This window comes from Sphaerisporangium sp. NPDC005289 (genome assembly GCF_040607455.1).
Classification (GTDB): Bacteria; Actinomycetota; Actinomycetes; order Streptosporangiales; family Streptosporangiaceae; genus Sphaerisporangium; species Sphaerisporangium rhizosphaerae.
Map to the genome: position 1 here is coordinate 89,288 of NZ_JBEXGS010000005.1, position 19,941 is coordinate 109,228.

At 73.8% G+C, this 19,941-nt stretch carries 14 protein-coding genes; 6 read left to right on the top strand and 8 right to left on the bottom strand.

Features of this window, described 5'->3' with window-relative positions:
• The first annotated feature begins 72 nt into the window (after nt 1-72).
• Both rsgA and ABZT47_RS11200 read left to right on the top strand, forming a co-directional pair.
• Nucleotides 73-1,173, top strand: a complete 1,101-nt coding sequence (gene rsgA / locus ABZT47_RS11195; RefSeq protein ID WP_354838980.1) for a ribosome small subunit-dependent GTPase A — start codon at nt 73-75, stop codon at nt 1,171-1,173.
• Nucleotides 1,174-1,352: 179 nt separating this feature from the next.
• Nucleotides 1,353-2,009 carry a phosphoribosyltransferase family protein gene (locus ABZT47_RS11200; protein WP_354838983.1) on the top strand — a complete coding sequence of 219 codons (657 nt, stop codon included), beginning with the start codon at nt 1,353-1,355 and terminating at the stop codon, nt 2,007-2,009.
• A 310-nt stretch (nt 2,010-2,319) separates the two neighbouring features.
• Here ABZT47_RS11200 and ABZT47_RS11205 read toward each other — a convergent pair whose 3' ends face one another.
• The 3 genes from ABZT47_RS11205 to ABZT47_RS11215 all read right to left on the bottom strand — a co-directional run bounded on the left by ABZT47_RS11205 (nt 2,320) and on the right by ABZT47_RS11215 (nt 5,493).
• Entirely contained in the window at nt 2,320-2,631 is a 312-nt protein-coding gene (locus ABZT47_RS11205; RefSeq protein ID WP_093171423.1) for a WhiB family transcriptional regulator, read from the bottom strand.
• Between the two features lie 120 nt (nt 2,632-2,751).
• Nucleotides 2,752-3,606, bottom strand: coding sequence for a sucrase ferredoxin (locus ABZT47_RS11210; protein WP_354838988.1), 855 nt, complete (start codon nt 3,604-3,606; stop codon nt 2,752-2,754).
• Nucleotides 3,607-3,951: 345 nt separating this feature from the next.
• Nucleotides 3,952-5,493: a glycerol-3-phosphate dehydrogenase/oxidase gene (locus ABZT47_RS11215; RefSeq protein WP_354839714.1), complete on the bottom strand. Its 1,542-nt coding sequence runs from the start codon at nt 5,491-5,493 to the stop codon at nt 3,952-3,954.
• A 248-nt stretch (nt 5,494-5,741) separates the two neighbouring features.
• Between ABZT47_RS11215 and ABZT47_RS11220 the strand changes: the two genes are divergently transcribed.
• Both ABZT47_RS11220 and ABZT47_RS11225 read left to right on the top strand, forming a co-directional pair.
• Nucleotides 5,742-7,337, top strand: coding sequence for an FAD-binding oxidoreductase (locus ABZT47_RS11220; protein WP_354839717.1), 1,596 nt, complete (start codon nt 5,742-5,744; stop codon nt 7,335-7,337).
• Nucleotides 7,338-7,763: 426 nt separating this feature from the next.
• On the top strand, nt 7,764-9,500 hold the full coding sequence (locus ABZT47_RS11225; RefSeq protein WP_354838991.1) for a metallophosphoesterase: 1,737 nt from the start codon (nt 7,764-7,766) through the stop codon (nt 9,498-9,500).
• Between the two features lie 106 nt (nt 9,501-9,606).
• Here the strand turns inward: ABZT47_RS11225 and ABZT47_RS11230 are convergent, their stop codons facing one another.
• The 4 genes from ABZT47_RS11230 to ABZT47_RS11245 all read right to left on the bottom strand — a co-directional run bounded on the left by ABZT47_RS11230 (nt 9,607) and on the right by ABZT47_RS11245 (nt 16,434).
• Nucleotides 9,607-12,291 (bottom strand): protein kinase, encoded by a 2,685-nt coding sequence (locus ABZT47_RS11230; RefSeq protein ID WP_354838994.1) that lies wholly within the window; start codon nt 12,289-12,291, stop codon nt 9,607-9,609.
• A gap of 174 nt (nt 12,292-12,465) precedes the next feature.
• Complete coding sequence (locus ABZT47_RS11235; RefSeq protein ID WP_354838997.1) at nt 12,466-13,848, bottom strand: DUF1116 domain-containing protein; 1,383 nt, start codon at nt 13,846-13,848, stop codon at nt 12,466-12,468.
• On the bottom strand, nt 13,845-15,164 hold the full coding sequence (locus ABZT47_RS11240; protein WP_354839720.1) for an FdrA family protein: 1,320 nt from the start codon (nt 15,162-15,164) through the stop codon (nt 13,845-13,847). The genes ABZT47_RS11235 and ABZT47_RS11240 overlap by 4 nt, the downstream gene beginning before the upstream one ends.
• Before the next feature lie 364 nt (nt 15,165-15,528).
• Nucleotides 15,529-16,434, bottom strand: a complete 906-nt coding sequence (locus ABZT47_RS11245) for a DUF2877 domain-containing protein (RefSeq protein ID WP_354839000.1) — start codon at nt 16,432-16,434, stop codon at nt 15,529-15,531.
• Nucleotides 16,435-16,598: 164 nt separating this feature from the next.
• Here ABZT47_RS11245 and ABZT47_RS11250 point away from each other — a divergent pair, with 164 nt between their 5' ends.
• On the top strand, nt 16,599-18,164 hold the full coding sequence (locus tag ABZT47_RS11250; RefSeq protein ID WP_354839003.1) for a PucR family transcriptional regulator ligand-binding domain-containing protein: 1,566 nt from the start codon (nt 16,599-16,601) through the stop codon (nt 18,162-18,164).
• A gap of 97 nt (nt 18,165-18,261) precedes the next feature.
• Here ABZT47_RS11250 and ABZT47_RS11255 read toward each other — a convergent pair whose 3' ends face one another.
• Nucleotides 18,262-19,122, bottom strand: coding sequence for a polysaccharide deacetylase (locus tag ABZT47_RS11255; RefSeq protein ID WP_354839006.1), 861 nt, complete (start codon nt 19,120-19,122; stop codon nt 18,262-18,264).
• 143 nt (nt 19,123-19,265) lie between these two features.
• On the opposite strand from ABZT47_RS11255, the gene ABZT47_RS11260 reads away from it, so the two are divergent.
• Nucleotides 19,266-19,934: a DNA alkylation repair protein gene (locus ABZT47_RS11260; RefSeq protein WP_354839723.1), complete on the top strand. Its 669-nt coding sequence runs from the start codon at nt 19,266-19,268 to the stop codon at nt 19,932-19,934.
• The last annotated feature ends 7 nt before the right edge of the window (nt 19,935-19,941 follow it).

A 19,941-nucleotide genomic window follows, 5' to 3' on the forward strand; every position in this document is an offset into this window, starting at 1 on the left:
GTGTCCGATTCCCTCCGGGTGGCCGTCGCGCGCTGAAGCCGCGAGGCGCCCGGTCTTCGAAAGGTGCCTCAGTTGACCGCCTCAGGTCATGATCTTTCCTCTCTGGGCTGGGACGAGTCCCTGGCCGCAGATCTTCCGGGCGGCGCCGTCCCCGCCCGCGTGGCCCGCGTCGACCGCGGGGCCGCCGACGTCATCACCGCCGACGGCCACCACCACGCCCAGTACGCCGCCCCGCTGCGCCGCGCGGCGGCGGCCGACCCCGTCGCCCTTCCCTGCGTGGGCGACTGGGCCGCGCTCACCCGGCTGCCCGAGGGCCGCCACGAGCTGCAGGCGGTCCTGCCCCGCAGGACCAGCCTGGTCCGCGGCGGGGTGGGCCGCGACTCGCGGGGCGGGCTGTCCGGCGACTCCCAGGGGCAGGTGCTGGCCGCCAACGTCGATGTGGTGTTCGTCGCCGAGCCGGCCCTGCACGCCACCGACTTCGCCGACCTCGGCCGGGTCGAGCGCCTGCTCGCGCTGGCCTGGGAGAGCGGGGCGCGGCCCGTCGTCCTGATCACCAAGGCCGACCTGGTCGGCGAGCACCTGGCCGGTCTGCTGGACGACGTGGCCGCCGCGGCGCCCGGGGTGGACCTGCACGCCGTCTGCTCGATCACCGGCGAGGGGGTGGAGGTCGTACGCGACCACCTCGCCGGTTCCCGCACCTCGGTGATCCTCGGGGCGTCGGGCGCGGGAAAGTCCACGCTGGTCAACGCGCTGGCGGGCGAGCAGGTCATGGAGACCCAGCAGGTCCGCGCGGGCGACGGCCGGGGCCGGCACACCACGGTGCACCGTGAGCTGATCCCGCTCGCCGGCGGCGGCCTGATCATCGACACGCCCGGCATCCGCCGGGTGGGTCTGTACGAGATGAGCCAGGGCGTCGACCTGGTGTTCTCCGACATCGAAGAACTGGCGGAGAGCTGCCGCTTCGGTGACTGCGGGCACCAGAGCGAGCCCGGCTGCGCGGTCCTGTCGGCGCTGGAGTCGGGCGAGCTGCCCGAGCGCCGCCTGGAGAGCTGGCGCAAGCTCCAGCGCGAGGCCGCGTGGATGGCCAGGCGCGGCGACGCCCGGCTCCGCGCGGAGGAGACGCGCAAGTGGAAGATCATCCACAAGTCGGTGCGCGGCCGGGGACGCCCCTGATCCCTGTGGCCGCCCTCGGCCCACGGCGGTCCGCCCCGCAGGACGGGGGCGGGCCGCCCTCCGCTGGGGTGGGCCCCTCGCATCCGGACCACTAACCCCGACGGGCCGCCCCTGGCCGGGGAGGGCCTCTCCTCGGGACGGCGGTCAGGCGTAGGTCGGTCCAGGCGTAGGTTGGAGGTATGGGCGCTGGCAGGGGGGTCTTCCTGCCCTTCGCCGACAGGGCGGAGGCGGGGGTCCTGCTCGCGGACGCGCTGGCCGAGGCCGGTCTGTCCGATCCGGTCGTGCTCGCCCTGCCGCGCGGAGGCGTGGCGGTGGCGGCGCCGGTCGCCGAACGCCTCGGTGTGCCGCTGGAGGTCCTGGTGACCCGCAAGATCGGCCACCCCTGGCAGCCGGAGCTGGGCATGGGGGCGATCGCCGAGGGCGGCGAGCCGGTGTTCGACGCCGATCTGCTGTCCCAGCTCACGACCACCGTCGAGGAGCTGGAGCCCATCGTCGCGCGCGAGCGGGCCGAGCTGGCCAGGAGGGTCAGGGCCTATCGCGGTGATCGGCCGCCGCCCGTCACCGCGGGGAGGGACGTCGTGGTCGTGGACGACGGGCTTGCCACGGGGGGAACCGCGCGGGCGGCTCTGCGCGCCGTGCGGGCGAGCGGGCCGCGCCGGCTGGTGCTCGCCGTGCCGGTGGGATCGTCGCGGACGGTGAAGGCGCTCGGCGAGGAGGCCGACCAGGTCGTCGCCCTCGCCACACCGGCGGGCTTCTACGCTGTCGGACAGTGGTACCAGCGCTTCGACCAGCTCACCGACGCCGACGTCCTGGCCCTGCTGAGACGTGAGCGGTGACGATCCGGGACTGGAGCGGGAGGCTCGTCGAGCGGTGTCGAGCGGTGAGGTCTGGACGCTCGTGGAAGTGCTCGCGTCGAGCGGTGGCGTCACGCTGGAGCGCAGGGAGCGAGGCTCGGCGGGGGCGGCGGCGCGGCGCCCCCGCCAGAGCGATGCTTCGCGAGGGGGTGCCCTTGTCAGGGGGCTGTGGAGCGGGAAATGCCTTCCGGGGGAAGGGCATCCGCACGATCATGCGGCAATTGCGGCCCTGGAGGCGTACAGGAGCGGAAAAGCCGCATGATCATGCTGGAGGGATCATGCCGGTGGAGGGTCAGGCAGCACTGATGCCCGCGCTGGCGGCACGCCGCATGCGCCGACGGCGCTCGGACGCCCGCTCGTCCTCGTTGAGCCCACCCCACGTGCCGTACTTCTCGGGACGTGAAAGGGCGTAGTCGAGGCACTCCGCACGGACGGGGCACTGGGCGCAGATGGCCTTGGCCTTGCGCTCACGGATGTCGCGCTCCGGCTGACGCTCGCCGTCAGGGCCGAAGAACAGCACAAGGTCCTCTCCCCGGCACGCGGCGTCATCCTGCCAACCCCAGCTGGGGCGCGGGCGGGCGATCTGCCGACGTACCTGAGACATGAGAAACCACCTTAGGTGAGTAGGTGAGAGGTATTTCGTGTTTGTGCCGCATTGGACGCATATGGCGTCCCTCGTTCCAACGCCGTGATAGGCCGCGGTGTTCCCGGCTCCGTCGGAGCCTCAGGTCAGAACGGGCGTGCCGCACCGGAAAAGCTCCAGCGCCGCCAGCCTGTAGGTCGCGATCGTGTCGGCGCACGCCGTACCGCACGGCGTGAACGCCGCGCGCTCGACCACAACCCGGAACCGGACGTCCCCGTGGCGCACAATCGCCTCGGTGACGTCACCGTCCGACCTGGTGGATTCCACGGCCACTCCGCCTACCGAGAGCTCGCCCGTTTGTACCCGGACGAAATGCTCGGCGGCCTGCGATGGCTCAGGGATGCCCGCGCGTCCCCGGAAACGGTCGAGAACGATCTCGCCGTGCCGGTACGCGTTTGCCGCCGCGATCGCGGCAGCCTGAGACATGCTGCCGTAGTAAAGCCCGTGTGGCAAGCACACGAGGTTGGCGGCGTAGCGATCGCCGCCCACATGAGTGGTTTCCCACACTCTTCCCGGCTGGCTCTCACCCAAAACCCGCGCGATGGGAAGGCCAATGCGGGCACAACACGCGTTGCGCCTGGCATGCGTGCAGACCAGGAACACCGGCTCCTTCACCAGTATGCAGGACTCCGGAACCACTCCGCGCACAAGAGATCCCAGGTCAAGATCGCTCGGGTCGTCGAAGTGGCCCTCGGCCAGCCACGGGACCTCGGCCGTGCTGTCGGCGACCATGACGTGGACCGGGCCCGGAGCGGCGCGGCGGTGCAGCGGACGGCGGATGAGCTGGGCGCGCACGCCCAGATCGGCCGCGCGCCGGATGAGCGCGTGGACCGCCTCGGGCAGCTCGCAGTCGGGAAGATGGGAGGCCCAAGGACCGGAATGCTCGACGAGCAGCCAGAACCGCGCGCCGGTGGTGGCGCTGGCGAGCACCGGCACCCCGCCCGTATGGCAGCCCGCGGGGTGGTCACACCCCCGTGCCCGCTCTGTCGTCACGCTTCCTCCCCGATCACTTAGGTAAGACTAACCTAACGGCGTTGAACCCTTCATGCGAGGGGTCAGGTACGCCCGGTGTCCGATTCGGGAGGACATATACGGCTTTGTCGGTGTGAGATTCATCACGGACCGATTTCTTCGGTCCGCTTGCGTCGTCGGACCGTGACGCGTTAACCGCCACCTCCGCGCGGCAACCTCGCCTGACACCCCGAGCCGGCATCCCGACAGGCCGCTCGGCCGGGACGCTCGGCTCGGCCGGGGGTCCGCCCCGGGGGCTCGCCGGTGGCCTCAGCCGGAGGCGGTCCGCTCCGCGTGGTCGCGCAGGACGCGTTCGGCGGCGGGGAGGGCGGCGGCGCGGTCGTCCGCCACCAGCCCGATGCGGGTGCGCCGGTCGAGCAGGTCGCCGGCGTCGAGCGCCCCCTCGTGCCGCACCGCCCACACCAGCTCGGCGACGGTCACGCCGAGCGGCAGCGTCTCGGCCCACGCCGGGTCCCGCCCGGCCAGGGCGTGCACCGCCTCCGCCTCCGCCCCGTAGCGCTCCACCAGCCGCCGCGGCGGCCCGCCCGCGGCGTCGAAGCCGGGCGTGCCGCCGCCCGGCAAGGGCGCACCGACGAGGGGCAGCCGCGCCGTGGGGCTCGGCGGGGCGTCGGGGAACGCGGCGTCGACGGCGTCCTGCGCCATGCGCCGGTAGGTGGTCAGCTTGCCTCCGACGACGGTCAGAACGCCGTCAGGAGCCGCGACGACCGCGTGCCTTCGAGAGAGGTCGGCCGTGCGCCCATCGCCGCCCAGCAGCGGCCTCAGGCCCGCGTAGGCGCCCGCCACGTCCCCGCGGGACACGGGCGTCGCCAGGACGGAGTTCAGCACGTCCAGCAGGAAGGCGATGTCGGCCTCGGGCGCCTCGGCGACGTCCGGGACCGGCCCGTCCAGCGGCTCGTCGGTCAGCCCCACGTACACCCGGCCGTCGGCCTGGGGCAGCACGAGCGCGAACCGCGCGCCCCGTCCCGGGATCGGCACGTGCAGGCTCGCCCGCGGCGCGCCGAGGACGCCCGGGCGCAGCACCAGGTGCGTCCCCCGGGAGGGCCGCAACCGCACCGACGGGGAAAGCTCTCCGGCCCACACGCCCGCCGCGTTGACGACCTTTCGCGCGCGGATCGCGAAGACCTCGCCGGACAGCTCGTCGCGCACCTCGGCGCCGTCGCCGCGCAGCGACAGGGCGCGGCACCGGGTGAGCACGAGCGCGCCGTGGGCGGCGGCCGTGCGCGCGATGGCGACCACCAGCCGGGCGTCATCGATCACCCGGCCGTCGAACGAGGCGAGCCCGCCGCGCAGGCCCCCGGGGCGCAGCGCCGGGAACAGGGCGCGGGCGCGGGCCGGGGTCACCGTGGAGGGGCCGGGCAGCAGCGCGCGCGGGGTTCCGGCCGAGGCCCGCAGCAGGTCGCCGAGACGGTACCCGGTCATCAGGGTCGCGGCCTGGGCGGGGGAGACCTCCGGCGTCAGCGGCAGCAGGTACGGCTGGGCGCGCACCAGGTGCGGGGCCGTGCGCGCGAGCAGCGCCCCCCGTTCGACCGCGCTCTCCCACGCCACGCCCACCTGCCCCTTGGCCAGGTAGCGGAGCCCTCCGTGGATCATCTTGGAGCTCCACCGGGAGGTGCCGAACGCCAGATCATGGGCGTCGATGGCCACGACCGACAGCCCCCGGGACGCCGCGTCGAGAGCCACCCCGGCGCCGGTCGCGCCGAGCCCCACGACCAGCAGGTCGACGACCCTCTCGCGCGCCTCCGCCAGCTCGCGCGCCCGCCGCGCCGCGTTCAGCGACGAACCGGGCACCACACCCGCGGACGGAGACCAGGGCCGGGAGCCCCGAGAGCCGGAGGAGCCGGAGCCGGAGCGGGGGGAGCCGGAGCCGGGGGAGCCGGGGGAGCCGGAGCCGGAGCGGGGGGAGCCGGAGCCGGGGGAGCCGGGGGAGCCGGGGGAGATCGTCACGGTGCGGCACCTCCGAGAGGGGCGCCCGCCGGGATGCCACGGCCGGGCGTGTCACAGTGTAGGGCGTGGAAACTCCCAAGACCGCAGCCGAACCGATGCTCTGGTCCGGCTGGGGCGACCCCGCCAAGGCCGCCGAGCTGCCGCAGTCCGTCCGCAAGCTCCTGCGCGAGCTGCTCGGCGTCCGCGAGCCCGTCGCGCCCCCGGCGAGCTTCGGCGAGGTCAGGCTGGGGCCGGTGGCCCTGTCGCCGCTGGTGCTGGCCGACCTGCGCAAGGCCGTCGGGGCCGACCACGTGCGCTTCGACGACGACACGCGCATCCGCCACACGCGGGGCAAGTCCACCCCCGACCTGCTGCGCATGCGCGCCGGCGACGGGTCGCAGGCCCCGGACGCCGTGCTGCTGCCCGGCTCGCACGAGGAGGTGCTGGAGGTGCTGCGCGTCTGCGAGCGCCACCAGGTCGCCGTGGTGCCGTTCGGCGGGGGAACCTCGGTCGTCGGCGGGCTCGCCGCCGACCGCCGGGGCTTCGCCGGCGTGGTGGCCCTGGACCTCGCCCGGCTCGACCGCCTGGTGTCGGTGGACACCGAGTCCATGATCGCCGAGCTGGAGCCGGGCCTGCGCGCCCCGCAGGCCGAGCAGCTCCTGGCCGGTCACGGGCTCACCCTCGGGCACTTCCCGCAGTCCTACGAGTACGCCACCCTCGGCGGCTTCGCGGCGGCCAGGTCCAGCGGCCAGGCCTCCGCCGGGTACGGCCGGTTCGACGACATGGTGGTCGGCGTGACCGTCGCCACCCCGCGCGGCACGCTGGAGTTCGGCCGCGCCCCGAAGTCGGCCGCCGGGCCCGACCTGCGCCAGCTCGTCCTCGGCTCCGAGGGCGCCTTCGGGGTCATCACCTCGCTGCGGCTGCGGGTGCGGCGGGCGCCGGTCGCGAAGGTGTACGAGGGCTGGCGGTTCGCCTCGTTCAAGGCCGGCACGGCGGCGCTGCGGCGCCTGGCGCAGGACGGGCCGACGCCGACCGTGCTGCGCCTGTCGGACGAGACCGAGACCATGGTGGGCCTGGCCAAGCCCGGCGAGATCGGCGGGGTCCAGGCCGACGCCGGCTGCCTGGCCATCCTGGGGTACGAGGGGGAGGACGACGACGTCGCCCACCGCCGCGAGCGCACTGCCGGCACGCTGTCGTCGCTCGGCGGCGTCTACCTCGGTCCCGAGCCGGGCGAGGCGTGGGCGCACGGCCGTTTCGCCGCCCCGTACCTGCGCGACGCCTTGCTGTCGGCCGGTGCGACGGTGGAGACGCTGGAGACGGCGTGCTTCTGGTCGGGCATCCCGCGGCTGTACGACGCCGTGCGGCTGGTGCTCAGCGTGGCCCTCGGCCCGGCCGACCCCGTCGGCGAGGCCGCCGCCCCGCTGGTGATGTGCCACCTGTCCCACGTGTACGCGACCGGCGCCTCGCTGTACTTCACCGTGGTCGCCGCGCAGAGCGACGACCCGGTGGGGCAGTGGGCCACCGCCAAGCGGGCGGTCAACGAGGCCATCGTGCTGGCCGGCGGCACCATCTCCCACCACCACGGGGTCGGCACCGACCACCGCGCCGCCTACGCGGAGGAGATCGGCGAGCTCGGGGTGGAGATCCTGCGCGCCGTCAAGCAACGCCTGGACCCGGCCGGCATCCTCAACCCCGGCATCCTCATCCCCTGACCCCGCCACCCCTCCTCCCGGGTCCTGGGTCCTGATCCGGGGAAGCCGCTCGGGTCCTGGGTCCCGCTCGGTCCGGGGGTGCCGCTCGGTTCGCGGGTCCCGCTCGGTCCGGGGGTGCCGCTCGGTTCGCGGGTCCCGGCCGGTCCCCGGGTTCCGTGCGGTACGAGGTCCTGCCCGATCCCGATTCCTGCACGATCCCGGCATCCCGTCCGGTCCCGGGGACCGCTGGGTCCCGCGTCGCACTCGGTCCCGCGTCGTGCTCGGTCCCGGGTCGCCGCGGTCCGGGGCGGCCCGGCCTCCGGTTCGCCGGGGGCGGATCGGTCCGGTCGTGGGCGCCTCTCGTTTTGCGGCGGCCCGTTGTGTCCCGGTCCATTCCGGTCGGCGATTCCGCCGCGCCGTCCAGCATGATCCGGAAAGATGGGGGACATGGTGGATGTCGATCGGGCGGCCGAGCGCGGCAGGCGGGCGTCGTCCCGGGTCTCCGAAGAGGGCGCCGGATGGTCCTGCCAGGAGGTCGGCACGTTCCAGGAGTTGCGTCCCGACACCAGGTCGTTCTCGTGGCTCAAGATCGCGACGCTGATCCGCTCGCGCAACGAGGTCCTGGCCCAGCTGTTCGGCGACCCGTCCAACGAGGTGCGCCGGCGGTGGATGGCCTCCCGCGCCGGCCAGGGCGCCGACCCTGACCGCCGCATCGCGATCGACCCCGGGCCCGACTACAGCTTCCTGCTGCTCGGCGACACCGGCGAGGGCGACGCCTCGCAGTACGCCGTCGTCCCCGGCATGCTCAACGTCGGCGCGGGCACGTCGTTCGCCGTCATCGCCAGCGACGTGATCTACCCCACCGGATCGGGCAACGAGTACGACGACAAGTTCTTCCGCGCGTACAAGGACTATCCCGGCCCCATCTACGCGATTCCCGGCAACCACGACTGGTACGACGGGCTGGGCGGGTTCATGCGGGTGTTCTGCGACGCCCCGGCGCTCCAGGCCGAGCGCCGCGGGTTCTCCTTCTCACCCTCCGGCCTGCGCGGACTGCTGTGGAAGCGGCCGCAGGCCATCGACGAGCCGCGTCTGGCCGAAGCGCGCCGCCGTCGCTCCCTGCCCGGCCAGCGGGCGACGCAGCCCGGTCCGTACTGGGTGATCGACCTGCCGGGCCTGCTGCTGGTGGGCATCGACACCGGCATCCGCGGCACCATCGACCGCGACCAGGGCGCCTGGCTGCGGCGGGTCTCCGCCGACCCCCGCCCCAAGGTGCTGATCACCGGCAAGCCGATCTACGACCGCAACGACCACCACCCCTGCCCGATCGAGGGCGGCGGCACGGTGGACGAGATCGTCCGCGACCCGGCCTTCAACTACGTGGCCGCGATCGGCGGGGACACCCACAACTACCAGCGCTACCCGGTGCGCGTCGGTGACCGTGTCATCCAGTACATCGTGGCCGGCGGCGGAGGGGCGTTCATGCACGCCACCCACACCATCCCGCGCGTCGACGTCGGCGGTGTGCACGAGGACGACTTCAAGTGCTACCCGCTGCGCGGTGATTCGCTGTCGTTCTACAGCAAGCTCTACAGCGAGCGGTACGGCATGCGCTGGCTGTACCTCACGCCCGACGAGGGCCTGGTGCTGATGTCCGACCAGATCGGCAACCTGCCCCCGCGCCCGGTCGGCACCGGCGACGGCACGGCCGGCGACCCCGTCCCCCCGGCGACCGGCGCGAGCACGGTCGTGGACGCGGGAATGGCGAGCGGCGCGGGCATGACCGGCGGCGCGGTCACGGCGGCTGACGGCGGCACGGCGGGGCGCGCGGCGGACGCCGCGAGCACGGCCGGCGGGGCCGGCGGGGCGGGCGGTGGCGTGGGTGTGGCCGAACCCGTGCCGCCCATCACGGCGCGGATGAAGTGGGCCGCAAGGCTGCTCGGCGGCCGTTCGATGCCGTTCCGCCTGCCGGTGGGACGCACCTTCCACCGGTGGTTCTCCGAGCTGTCCGACTGGGACACCCCGCCGTTCTTCAAGAGCTTCCTGCACGTGTCCGTCGAGGCCGGCGTGCTGAAGATCCGCTGCTTCGCGGCGACCGGCTGCCGCCCTCAGGAGATCCAGCCGCCGCTGGAGGACGAGATCACCATCCCGCTCACCCCGCTCCCGCCGGCCGGTGGCGCCTGACCGTCCGCCCCGTCGGCAGGGTCACGGGTCGTGCGGGCGGTGCTTGACGTGGGGCCGCCGTTGGTGGGCTCCCGGGTCGTGCCGCCGGGAGCCCGGGAGTCCCGGGTCAGCCGGCCGGCTTGAAGCTGCTCCACAGGACGGACATGGCCTGCCTGTTGTCCGGTTCGTCCCACTCGGCGTCCGGGGCGGTGAAGGTCACCTCGTAGGCCGACTTGTCGTCCAGCGCCACGTACCGCGTCACCGCGTGCGTGGTGACGTTGGTGAGCGCCGTGTAGGTGTACTCCCAGACGCTGCCCTGCCACTTGCCGTCGCCGAGCGCGGAGGACTCCAGCCGGGTCTGGGCGTAGTCGGTGAGCGTGGCCTCGTCCTTGGCCTTGGTGAGCAGGTCCAGGCCGTCGTCGCCGGTCGGGGCGACCCGCTTGATCTGGATGCGCCGCCCGGTGTTCTTCGGCCCGGTGTAGGTCACCGCCGCGTCGGAGGCGGACGTCGTCCAGTCCTTGGGGATCGACACCGACACCCCGGCGGCGGTCTGCGTGCGGTACCCGTCGGGGATCGCCGGGGCGTCGAGGGTGTCGGCGCTCTCGACGGGCGCCGGCGAGGCCGCGGCGGTGTCGCCGCCTGAAGTCACCAGCGGGGCCGCGACGTTGTCATCGGAGGGGGACCCGGCGGGCCACAGCACGAACAGCAGCGCCGCCACCACGCCGATGACCCCGATGCCCGCGAGCACGAGCAGCACGGGGGAGCGGCCCTCGCGGGCGTCGTCGTCCTGGTCGTTCTCGGGCCTGCTCCGGCGACCGCGCCCGTACGAGCCGCCCTCCGGTCGCTCGTCCGAGGGCCTGCCGCCGGGACCGGGGAACGGGTCGCCGCCGGCGAGGTCCTTGGCCAGCTCGGCGGCGAGGTTCGGCGAGGCGCTGGGCGGCCAGACCCGCGACCCCGGCGTCCCCGCGACCAGGGACTCCTTGCCCGGGTCGGCGCCGGACAGCTCGCTCAGCGCGGCGTAGGGCCCCGACGGGTGATCGGGGGGACGCAGCGCGTCGTACCCGTCGCCCGTCTGCGGCCCCGAAGGGCCTCTCAGCGCGTCGTAGGGGTCGGGCCTGGGGCCGCCGGGACGCGCCCCCGTCTGGGGGCCGGACGGGCTGCGCAGCGCGTCGTACGAGCCGCCGGGCTGCGCGCCCGACGGGCTCCTGAGCGCGTCGTAGGGGTCGGCCGGCTGCGGCCCCGAGGCGCCGCGCAGGACGTCGTACCGATCGGCGGGCTGCGCCCCCGAGCCACTCTCGAGTGCGTCGTAGGGCCCCGCCGGTTGCGACCCGGAGCCGCTCCTGAGCGCGTCGTACGGGCCGGCGGGCTGTGGCCCGGAGCCGCTTCTCAGCGCGTCGTAGGGCCCCGCCGGTTGCGACCCGGAGCCGCTTCTCAAGGCGTCGTACGGGCCCGCGGGCTGCGCGCCCGAGCCGCTTCTGAGCGCGTCGTACGGGCCCGCCGGCTGCGCGCCCGAGCCGCTTCTCAGGGCGTCATAAGGGTCGGGCTGCGGGCCCGAAGGGCTGCGCAGCGCGTCGTACGGGTTGGGCCGGGGGCCGGTCGCGTCCCTGCCCGGGTCGAACGGGTGCGCGCCGGAGGGGCTGCGCAGCGCGTCGTAGGGGTTGGGCCGCCCGCCCGACGGGCTCGCGAACGCGTCGTACCCGGGCCGGGCGGGAGAGGGCGCGCTGTGCGGGCCGGTGCCGCCGGGCTGGATCAGGTCGGGACGGTCGCCCGCCTGGGCCGCGGCGTTGCGGTCGACGGGCACGCGCACCGGGCCTGACGGAGTCTCGATGATGCGCGAGGGCATCGGCCCGGAGGGGGTGTCCAGCGGGGGCAACATGTGCACCGGCGTGGTCTCGTTCTGCGCCGGCAGGACGGCGCTCGGCCGCTCGCCGCCCCGCAGCGGCAGCCCGGAGCCGTGGGTGCGCAGCACCCTTTCGAGCAGGTCGGCGGCCTGCGCGGCGGGCATGCGGTCGGCGGGGTTCTTGCGCAGCAACCCCTCGATGACCGGCAGCAGCGCGCCGGCGCGCTGCGGGCGGTTGGGCTCCTGGGTCAGCACGGCGCCGAGCACCGCCACCGCGTCGGGCCCCTCGTACGGCGGGCGGCCCTCCACGGCGGCGTACAGCGTGGCGCCGAACGACCACAGGTCGGCCGCGTGGGTGATCGGGCGGCCCTGAAGCCGCTCCGGCGGGATGTAGGCGGGCGAGCCCATGAGCAGGCCGGTCTGCGTGATCGTGACGTCGCCCTCGATGGCGGCGATGCCGAAGTCGGTCAGCACGACGCGGTCGGCGGTCAGCAGCACGTTGCCCGGCTTGACGTCACGGTGCAGGATGCCGGCGGCGTGCGCGTGGCGCAGCGCGTCGAGCACACGGATGCCGATCTCGGCGGCCTGGACGACCGGCAGCGGCCCGCTCTGGCGCACGGCCTGCTCCAGCGACCAGGCGCGCACCAGCTCCATGACGATCCAGGGACGGCCGTCCTCCTCGACGACGTCGTGGACGGTGACGATGCCGGGATGGCTCAGCCGGGCGGCCGAGCGCGCCTCGCGCAGCATGCGCCGGTGGGCGACCTGCTTGCCCGCGCTGTCCAGCCCGAAGGGCAGGATCAGCTCCTTCACCGCGACGTCGCGGTCGAGCAGCACGTCATGGGCATGCCACACCATGCCCATGCCGCCGCGGCCGACCGGCGAGAGCAGGCGGTATCGCCGGCCCACCAGTCGCCCCTGCCCCTCCGGCGCGACGCCGGCATCCCCCAGGGGGCTCCTACCCTCGGCCATGGAGGGCGCCCTCCCGACCGCGCCATCGGTCGTCATACCGCGGTCCCCAATTCACGCTCGTCCGCGTCATATCCCCAGTTATGGATCATGTAAAGATCATCGGCATCATCTGGACTGTGAGACTGGCCACTGATATTAGGGTCAAAGAAGGGTCAATGGGAATTCGGTCTTCCTTTAAAGTTCAACAAGGGCCGCCAGCGCCTTGGTGAACGCCTCGGCCGGCGGAGTGACCAGACCCGCTCCGACCTGCCCCGTCCCCGCCACCCGGCCCGCGATGCCGGTGTTGACCACAGGAAGCCGCCCGGTGCGGGCCACCAGAGCCACGTCGATGCCCGTGGGCGTGCCCCGGAAGCCGAGCCCGGGAATCTGGTAGGCGGGATGCTCGGCCAGCGTGATCTCGTACATCGAGCGGGTCGCCGCGACGGCGTCCGACACGTCCCCGCCGACGAAGCGGACGATCGCCGGAGCGGCGGCCATCGCGAACCCGCCGAGGCCCGAGGTCTCGGTGATCGTGGAGTCGCCGATGTCGGGGTTGGCGTCATCGGGCCCGTAGGCGCCCAGGTAGAGGCCGTCCGGCACCCCCGCGGGGCCGGTGAACCACCGGTCGCCCAGCCCGGACACCTGGATGCCGAAGTCGGTGCCGTTGCGCGCCATGGCCACCACCAGCGACGACCCCGGGACGCCGCGCGCCGCGTCCGCGCTGACCTTGCCGGCGGCCATGCCGGCGTTGAGGAAGAAGTGGTCGTTGCCGTTGATGAAGCGCAGCACCGAGGCGGCGTGCGCGGGTGAGGCGTCCACGACCGACGGCGCGAGCTCGCGGGCGAACAGGGAGGTGGCGGCGCGGTTGCGGTTGTGCAGTTCGTCGCCCATCTGCAGCGCCTGGGCGATGAGCGAGCGCAGGTCGACCGGGCCGGTGAGCGCCAGGGCCGCCGCGAGCACCGGGCCGAGGACCTCGCCCATCCAGCGCAGCCGCTCGACCACCTCGGGCCCGTAGGCGCCGTAGCGCAGCACCTTGCCCAGGCCCTCGTTCAGCGAGCAGTAGGCCGTGCCGCCGTGCTCCTCGTCGACGACCTCGAACATCCACATCGACGGGCTCACCACGCCCGCCATGGGGCCCACGGTGCGGTGGTGGTGACAGGGGTCGAGCCGGACGCCGCCCGAGACCAGCAGGCGCTCGGCCTCCTCGGCGTCCGCGGCCAGGCCCTCGAAGACGGCGGCCCCGATGAGCGCGCCGCGCATCGGCCCCGAGGCACGTTCCCACTCGATGGGCGGCCCGGCGTGCAGGAACGTGCGGGGCGGCAGGTCGAGCACCTCGCGGGCCGGGCGCACCCCGACCAGCCGGGGCCGGGCCGACAGCAGCCGGCCGACGGCGACCTCGTTCGCCCGCTCGCGGCGGGGGTCGGCCAGGACCTTCGCCAGGGCCTGCGACGTGCCCGGCAGCGGCGGCCGCCAGTCGACGCCGAGGCGCGGGACGGCCTGCTGGTCGAGCGACTCGGCCAGCACCGCGGCGCCCACGGTGATCACCCGGGGCTCGCCGTCGAGCATGGACAGCCTCACAGTGCCCTCCTGACCAGGCTCGCGGCGTGCCGGGCGGCCGCCGCGTTGGAGGTGAAGACCGACGCCCCGGCCTCGACCAGGGCGCCGGCCTGCCGGTGCAGCCCCTGCGGGTCGGAGCCGGTGCCGACCAGGGCCACGACCACGGCAGCGCCCCGCCCGGCCGCCCGGGCGATCGCGGGGGCCAGCCGGGCCGAGGGGTCGGGGTCGGCGGCGTGGCCGAGGACCACGTCGAGCAGAACGACGCCGGAGGCCCGTTCGAGCGCCTCCAGGCGCACCGTGGGGTCGATCATCGGGTGCGGGCGGCCCAGGGTGTACTCGTCGTCGCCGAAGTCGGTGAACGCCCCGTCGCCCGCGATGATGCCCGCCTCGGCGCACAGGGTGCCGCCGGAGTACAGCCCGCGCAGCCCGGCGTCGCGGGCCTGCTGCGGCGTGGTCCAGCAGGGCCATTCGGGGACCGGCACGCCGAGGGCGCGCAGGGCCTTCTCGGTGGCGGCGGTCAGATCGTCCTGGCCGGGGCCGAGCAGGGCGGTGACGACCGGGGTGGACAGCCCGTCGACGGCCCGGCGCACGACCTCGGCCACCTCGGGGGCCGGGGGCTTGGAGATCAGCACGATGAGCTCGGTGGCAGGGTCGGCGTCCAGGGCGGACAGCGCCGCCAGGGTGGAGGCCCCGGCGACCGCCGAGGACAGGTCTCTGCCGCCGACCCCCAGGACGTGGCTCACGCCCGTGCCCGCGTGGTCGAGCAGGCACGTCACCTGCTGGGCGCCGGTGCCGGACGCGGCCACCACGCCGACCGGCCCGGGACGCAGCACGTTGGCGAAGCCGAGCCCGGCGCCGCCGACGACGGCGGTGCCGCAGTCGGGGCCCATGACCAGCACGCCGCGCTCCCGCGCCCGGCGTTTGAGCAGGACCTCCTGCTCCACGGGCACGTTGTCGCTGAAGATCATGACCGACAGGCCGGCCTCGACGGCGTCCATGGCCTCGGCGAAGGCGTGCTCGCCGGGGACCGACACCAGCACGAGCGAGGCGTCCCACGCCCGGGCCGCGGCGCGTGTGGTGCGTGGCGGGCTCTCACCGGGCGCGTCCGCCGCCCGCCCGCCCCTGGCGAGCGCGGCGAACTGCCGGTCGAGCTCCTCGGCGGCGTCCTCCAGCGCGTCCGCGCTCTCGGCGCGGACGGCCACCAGCAGGTCGGTGGGACCGGCCGCGGGGACCGCGAAGCCGGCGTCCCTGGCCAGTTCGACGTTCAGGCCGGTGGCCATGGCCACCACGGCGACGGTGACGCCCGGGCGCGAGCTCAGCGCCTGGCTGACACGCATCAGGCTCACCGAGTCGTGATAGAGCCCGGCGCGCACTTCGACCCGATCGGTGCTCGTCGTCAACGGTCGCTCACCGCCCCTCGCATGACGTCCGCTCTACTCTCAATGCTCGCTCACCGCATCTCAGGCGTTTTCTCACACGGTTTCTGACAGGCTCTGTGGCACGTGGTCGTCCGGTCGTCCCGACCCCGCGCCGATGACGCCGCCGGCTGACCGCCGACCGGCCGACCGCCGGCCGACTGAACGACCGCCGACCGGCTGACCGCCGACCGACTGACCGCCGACCGGCCGACCGACCGCCGACCGGCCGACCGGTTGCCGGTTCCGGCGCTCGGGGCCGTGCCCGCCGCCGGCCGGTGCTCGTCTATCGCTGTGGTGAATCGTCCGCGTACGGAGCCGCGCCGCCGAGGCGCAGCACCGCCGCCATGCCGGCCCGCAGCCCCCAGGCCAGATCGGCCCCGGAGGTGTGGCCGAGCCGCAGCAGCCCGCGCACCGCCGGCTCCAGCGACTGGTGGCCCGCCACCGCGCGCAGCACGGCGAGCGCCTCCGCGCACGCCTGGCCCTGCGCGGCGCAGTGCAGCAGGGTCGCCGAGATCGGCGTGGTGCGCGTGCGCGCGTCGAAGGCCACCGTCGCCGCCAGCCAGTCGGCCAGCCACACCGCCCGCTCCACGCCCGCCGCCCCACCGAGGCGCCGCAGCGCGACCAGCATGCCCGCGAGCATGTCGTCGCCGCTGGGCGTCAGGCCGGGGCCGAGTCCCATCAGGCGCTCGGCGGCCGTGATGGCGCTCAGCAGCGAGCCCGAGGCGCAGCCTTCGGCCAGCAGGGCGCCCGCGCCCTCCGGATCGAGGCCGGGCTGCCTGCCCGCGGCCCGGCACACCTCGCCGAACGCGGGCAGCGCCGCCGCCACCCGGTCCAGGCCCACGGGCCCGAGCGCGGGAGCCGGATCCCACCAGCGGCGTACGTGCACGGTGACGCGGCCGATCTCGACGCAGCCGTCGCCCACGGCGGCCTCGTCGCCGCCGGAGACCACGGGTAAGGGATCGCCCACCACCACGGCGTTCGGCAGCCGGGTGGCGTCGCCGGCGACGACGGCAACCACCAGCGGCTCGATGTCGGTGCGGATCTCCAGGTAGAGGCCGAGCGGGAAGGCCGCCAGCACCCTGGCCGGCCGCCGCGGCGACTCCAGCGCAGGGCGCAACGCCGTGCTCGCCGCCCCGAACACCGTGGACGGCGCCGACGGGCGGTGTCGGATCGATGTGCGTGTCCCCACTGTCACTACTCGGCCTCCCCGCGAGTCTGGGGAGAACGTAGAACGGTCCCGAAGCCCGACGTACGGAGAAAGCTGACAACACTTCTGCTTGTAGTTGGCTCTTGTTGACAGGAGAAGTGTTCCGTCAGAATCACTGAAAAGGCGTTTCACCCTGGAGCATGACCATGACTGCTGACCCATCACCCCCGGCGATGCGTTCGGCCTCCACGGGCACCATCATTCACGGCATCTCCGTGGGAGAGGTGCTCGGCGTCTCCACCCTGGCCGGAGCCCGCCTGATCGGCGGCGAGAAGGGCCTGGACCGCATCGTCCAGCGGCTCAACGTCATGGAGGTCCCCGACATCCTTGCCTGGGTCAAACCCCATGAGCTGCTGCTCACCACCGGATACCCGCTGCGCAACACCCCCCAGTCGCTCGGCAGGCTCGTGGCCGACCTCGACGAGCGCGGCCTGGCGGCGCTCGGCATCAAGCTCGGCCGGTACGTCGACGAACTGCCCGCCGAGATGGTCGAGCAGGCCGACCGGCTCGGCTTCCCGCTCATCCTGCTGCCCAACGACGTCGGCTTCGACGACATCCTCAACCAGGTCCTCACCGACATCCTCAACCGCCAGGCCGCGCTGCTCGCCCGCACCGAGGAGGCGCACAAGGCCCTCGTGCAGATCGTGCTCGCCGGCGGCGGGCTGAGCGAGGTCGTCGCCGAGGTCGCCGGGCTGCTCGACGTGGCCGTGGCCGTGGTCGATCCCTCCGGGCACATCCTTTCGGCGGCGGGGGACGAGGCCGCGCTGCGCGCCGCGCCCGCGGTGTCCGGCGGCGACCACACCGTCGTCCCCGTCGTCGCGGGCGGCCACCACCACGGGCGCATCGTCGCCCACAGCCCCACCGGGGTCCTGCGCGACGGCGACATCGGCATCCTCGAGCGCGCGGCCACGGTCGCCGCCCTGGTCATCACCCGGCAGGAGGCCGTCACCGCCGTCGAGAGCAAGTACCGGGCCGACTTCCTGCGCGACGTCCTCACCGGCCGCGGCGGGCCGCGCATCGCCGCCCGCGCCCGGGCGTTCGGATGGGACCTCGAACGGCCCGTCGGCGTGCTCGTCGCCGAGATCGACCCCGAGTGGGACATCCCGCCCGACCGGCTGCTCGCCGCCTGGGTCACCGCGCTGCGCCGCCACGACGCGAACGGGGCCGTGGCCGGTTTCTCCCACGAGGTCGTCGCCGTCGTCGGCTCGGGCGTCGACATGGCGCGCCTGGCGAAGGACGCCGTGGCGTCCTTCGCCGACTGCCGGCCCGCGACCTTCGCCACCGGCATGAGCAGGGTCGCCCAGGGCGCCGACTCGCTGCCCGACGCCTACGGCCAGGCGCTCAAGGCGGCGCGCGTCGGCCGCCAGCTCCACGGGCCGGGCGCGGTCGCCCACTTCGACCAGCTCGGCGTCTACCGGCTGCTCTCACTGGTCAACGACACCGCCGAGCTGCACGCCTTCGTCAAGGAGACCCTCGGCCCGCTCGCCTCCGACGACGACGCCGAGAACGCCGACCTGCGCCGCACGCTGCAGGTGCTCCTGGAGACCAACCTGAACGTCGCCGAGACCGCCCGCCGCCTGCACTTCCACTACAACACCCTGCGCTACCGCATCGGCAAACTCGAACGCATGCTGGGCAACTTCACCGAAGACGCCCATCTTCGCCTCAACCTCACCCTCGCCCTCCACGTCCTCCGCATGCGCGGCATCTGACCGCTTCGCGCCCTGGGCGGAAAGCGAGGTGGACCGTCGCACGGCGGCAGACGATGTCCCGTCCAGCGGGAGATCACGAGCCGCCCTGTTCCGGCCCTCACGTGGCCTCTTCCGGCTCTCCTCCCGTCGCCGACCTGAACGCGCGAGCCGTCTCCAGGCACGTGCGGAACGCCAGCGGCCGCTCAAGGCAGGCGTCCAACAGGCGTTCCAAACCCAGCATGCGATGGCCACGGCCGATCACCTGTGGGTGGAAGGTGAGCACGCACACCCCGCCGGGCTCCTCGCGCAGCATGTAGTCGATGTCGTCGAGGAAGTTCGCGAAGACGTCGTCCGGCCTGCGCAACCCGGGAAGAATCCCGCTGTCGGTCGACCGGAACTCGAAGTAGGGGTAGTCGTCCAGGGACCACGCCACCGGCAGTTCGACCAGCGAGGTGGGCGGGCCGAACCGGTAGGGGCCGTCGGTGGCGGCCACGTCCCCGCGCCGCGCGTAGTACGGGGTGTGATCGGCCGCCATGAGGCTGGAGTCGTACTCGCAGCCCACCTCCAGCAGCACGTCGACGGTCGAGGTGGTGAAGTCCCAGCTCGGAGTGCGGTTCCCCACGGCCTCATAGCCGGTCACCTCGCGGATCGCGTCACGGGCCCGGCGCGCCGTCGCGAGCTCCGTCTCCGGGTCCAGCTTCGAGACCGGTTCGTGGAGGTAGCCGTGCAGACCGATCTCGTGCCCCGCCTCGGCGATCGCGGCGCACTGCTCGGGATAGGTCTCGACGGTGTGCCCCGGTATGAAGAACGTGGCGGTGATCGCGCGTTCGCGCAGCATCTTGAGGATGCGGGGCACTGCGTGCGCCCCGAACTCCCCGCGCGAGACCGGCCCAGGCGACGCCTGCCCACGCGCCAACCATGAGGAGATCGCATCGAAGTCGAACGTGAGACACACCGTGGATTCCGCCCCGTCAGACATGCCGTCACTTTCTCACCCCTCCGCGAGCCGGTCACCCAGGCGGGGCGGTCGCCGGTGAACCGGTATGCACTAACAGCAGGCGGACTTCCTGCGTAGGGTGAACTCGCCGGTGATGGACAGGAGCCGCGGTGACCGACACGACGCTGAGTGAGACGAGGGTGGCCGAGGTGTTGGCCGAGTTGGCCGAGCTCGAGGACCCGAAGATACGCGAGGTGAACGAGAGACGCGGTGACGATCACGGGGTGAACCTCGGCAAGCTGCGCGCGCTCGCGAAGCGGCTGAAGGTGCAGCACGAACTCGCGTGCCGGCTCTGGGAGACCGACGACACCGCGGCGAGACTGCTCGCGATCCTGATCTGCCGCCCGAAGGCGTTCGGGCGTGACGAGTTGGACGTCATGGTGCGCGAGGCGCACGCGCCCAAGGTGCGCGACTGGCTCGTGAACTATGTGGTGAAGAAGAACCCGCACTCCGAGGAACTGCGCCTGGCGTGGTTCGCCGATCCGGACGCGGTGGTCGCGAGTGCCGGCTGGGCGCTGACCGCCGAACGCGTGACGAGGAAGCCCGAGGACCTCGACCTCGGAGGGCTACTCGACATCATCGAGGCGGAGATGAAAGACGCCCCGTATCGCCTGCAGTGGGAGATGAACCACTGCCTGGCTCAGATCGGGATCGAGCACGCCGAGCACCGCGCCCGTGCGATCGACATCGGTGAGCGCCTGGAGGTGCTCAAGGACTATCCGACCCCTCCGGGCTGTACGTCTCCGTTCGCGCCCATCTGGATCACCGAGATGGTGCGCCGACAGCACGCTTGAGTGGCGG

Bases quoted from the DNA above. Each gene is read 5' to 3' on its own strand.
- ABZT47_RS11250 (WP_354839003.1), top strand. From the start codon at position 16,599: ATGACTGCTGACCCATCACCCCCGGCGATGCGTTCGGCCTCCACGGGC.
- ABZT47_RS11255 (WP_354839006.1), bottom strand. From the start codon at position 19,122: ATGTCTGACGGGGCGGAATCCACGGTGTGTCTCACGTTCGACTTCGAT.
- ABZT47_RS11205 (WP_093171423.1), bottom strand. From the start codon at position 2,631: ATGTCTCAGGTACGTCGGCAGATCGCCCGCCCGCGCCCCAGCTGGGGT.
- ABZT47_RS11230 (WP_354838994.1), bottom strand. From the start codon at position 12,291: ATGGCCGAGGGTAGGAGCCCCCTGGGGGATGCCGGCGTCGCGCCGGAG.
- ABZT47_RS11200 (WP_354838983.1), top strand. From the start codon at position 1,353: ATGGGCGCTGGCAGGGGGGTCTTCCTGCCCTTCGCCGACAGGGCGGAG.
- ABZT47_RS11220 (WP_354839717.1), top strand. From the start codon at position 5,742: ATGCTCTGGTCCGGCTGGGGCGACCCCGCCAAGGCCGCCGAGCTGCCG.
- ABZT47_RS11240 (WP_354839720.1), bottom strand. From the start codon at position 15,164: ATGCGTGTCAGCCAGGCGCTGAGCTCGCGCCCGGGCGTCACCGTCGCC.
- ABZT47_RS11225 (WP_354838991.1), top strand. From the start codon at position 7,764: ATGGTGGATGTCGATCGGGCGGCCGAGCGCGGCAGGCGGGCGTCGTCC.